The organism is Pseudomonadota bacterium (assembly GCA_039815145.1).
GTDB lineage: Bacteria > Pseudomonadota > Gammaproteobacteria > Steroidobacterales > JBCBZW01 > JBCBZW01.
The window spans coordinates 1-2,146 of the sequence record JBCBZW010000279.1 but is presented as its reverse complement, the minus strand read 5'-3'; the positions used below and the strand labels follow the sequence as shown (position 1 = coordinate 2,146).

Sequence of the window (2,146 nt, the reverse complement as noted above, 5' to 3'; positions counted from 1 at the left end):
TATCAAGGTGCGATTGGCCGGCACCTGGTACCAGCGGTTGCGTACGCCGCCGGGCCACAGCACGTCGACGATGCCCGTCTGTGCGGCGCCAAGGCCAAACCCCAGCAGCGGACTGTTGCTCGACGCGTAGCTGCTCCCCGCCTGGGCGGGCAGGGTGACCGGCTGGCCGTCACGCGGGCGGAAGGTGACGACGGCGCCGACGCCGTCTCGGTTCACAGCGCCCGCAGGCGTGATGCCGCGGGTGCCGAGCAACTGCACCTTGATCCAGCCGTTGCCGTTGCCGTCGTTGAGCTCCACCGAGAGATCGCCGTCGGCGTACTCGACGTCGGCGAACTCCCATACGCCGTCTTCCCCCGTGGGGAGGAAGGTCTGGGAGTAGACGGCGTCGTCGAAGGGCGAGCCGTAATCGATGGGGTAGTCCGTGAGCGGCAACGGCTCGGACAGGACGAGATTGGAGACCGAGACGATATCCGTGAAGCCGTCGTTGTCCAGGTCGCCGACGGCGACACCCTGACCGTTGCGGCGGGCGTGGCCGGTGGTGAAGGTGGACGCGTCCGAGAAGGTGGCGCTGCAGCCTTCGTTGCTGAGCAGCACGCCGCCGTTGCTCGCGTCGACGCGCGGGCCGATGTCCATTCCGCCGTGGTAGACGATGTCCTGGTCACCGTCGTTGTCCGCATCGAGGGCGGCGGCGCCCCAACCGAACGGTGTCGCTAGCAAGTCACCCACGCCGGGGTCGGCGTAGGTGCCGTCCTGGCGGCGCAGGAACCAGCGCGAGGCGGAGACGCCGCGCGGTACGCCGACCTCCTGGCTGAAGTAGTCGCCGACGTTGGTCACGAACATGTCGAGGGTGCGGTCGCAGTTGTAGTCGGCGAAGGCGAAGCCCATCCAACCGCCGATCACGTCCGTGCCCGACGCCTCGGTACGGCTCACGAAGTGGCCCGTGCCGTCGTTCTCCCAGATCTGGATCAGGCCGCGGTCGACACCGCCCAAGAAGGACAGGGGCACCGCGGCTTGATCGTCCGCGTGGACCAGGTCGACGTCGCCGTCCTGGTCGATGTCGACGAGGGCGATGGCCCAGGTGATGGTGGGCTCGCCCGGGTTCGGCGGCGTGAAGCCCCGAGTCTCCTCGATGCCCGCACTCACGCTCACGTCCTCGAAGCGGCCGTCGCCCAGATTGCGGTAGAGCTGGTTGTGGTCGTTGAGGGCGAAGGGCTCGCGCTCGATGGGGAACTGGTGCTCGAAGCCGCAAGTCATGCCGCCGAGGTCGTCGGGGGCGTCGATGCAGGCGGACCAGGCGTTGGCGACGGCGATGTCCAGGAGGCCGTCGTTGTCGATGTCACCCATCGCGCACGCGAGGTGTAGGCGGGCGTCGCCTTCGAGGCCGGACGCGGCGCTGATGTCGGCGTAGGTGCCGTCACCCTCGTTGCGGAAGAGTAGATTGCCCTCGGCGGTGCCGAGCACGAGGAGGTCGGTGTCGCCGTCGTTGTCGAGGTCGCCGGTGCACACGCCGCTGCTGTCCTGGGCCGTGGCGGCGACGCCGGCCGCGGCGGCCACATCCACGAAGATCACCTCGCCGCCGTCGATGACTTGATTCTCGAACAGGCTGTTGGGCGCGTTGGGGCCGTTGGTGACGTACACATCGAGATCGCCGTCCCCGTCGTGATCGAAGATCGCCACGCCGGGTGCGCCGCGCGACTTCATCGGGGTGAAGGGGATGTCCTCGGAGAGGTAGCGATCGCGGGCCTTCAGGGTGTCGAAGAGCGCGTCGCGGGCGGAGGGTGCGCGACGGTAGGAGAGGCCGGACGCGGGGTCGCGGGCGATGTCTTGGAAGGTGACCTGCGCGGCGGCGACCGCGGCATGGGTGGTGAACAGCACGGTGGCCACGTAGAGGGCGACGAGGCGGGCGTGCGCGGGTAGCTGAGGGAATCGCATGGGACAGTCTCCAGCTAATGACTGGACATAATGTAACTAGATCCGGCGTTCCTCGTGCGGCGTCCCGACGAGCGTCATGGTGTGCTGGGCGCTTGGGGTGCTTGCCGCGCTGCAGTAGTCGCTAGGCGAGGCCTACTAGTAGTCGGTCAAGTTCGGTGCTAGCTCGCGGTACTCACCGTCAGCCAACGCTGCCTCGACGGCGTCCACCAGCTCC

At 68.1% G+C, this 2,146-nt stretch carries 1 protein-coding gene; it reads right to left on the bottom strand.

All coding sequences use genetic code 11. From position 1 onward, the window contains the following. On the bottom strand, positions 1-1,932 hold a 1,932-nt coding region (locus tag AAF184_25750; GenBank protein MEO0425760.1), incomplete at its 3' end, for a CRTAC1 family protein. Positions 1,933-2,146 lie beyond the last annotated feature (214 nt).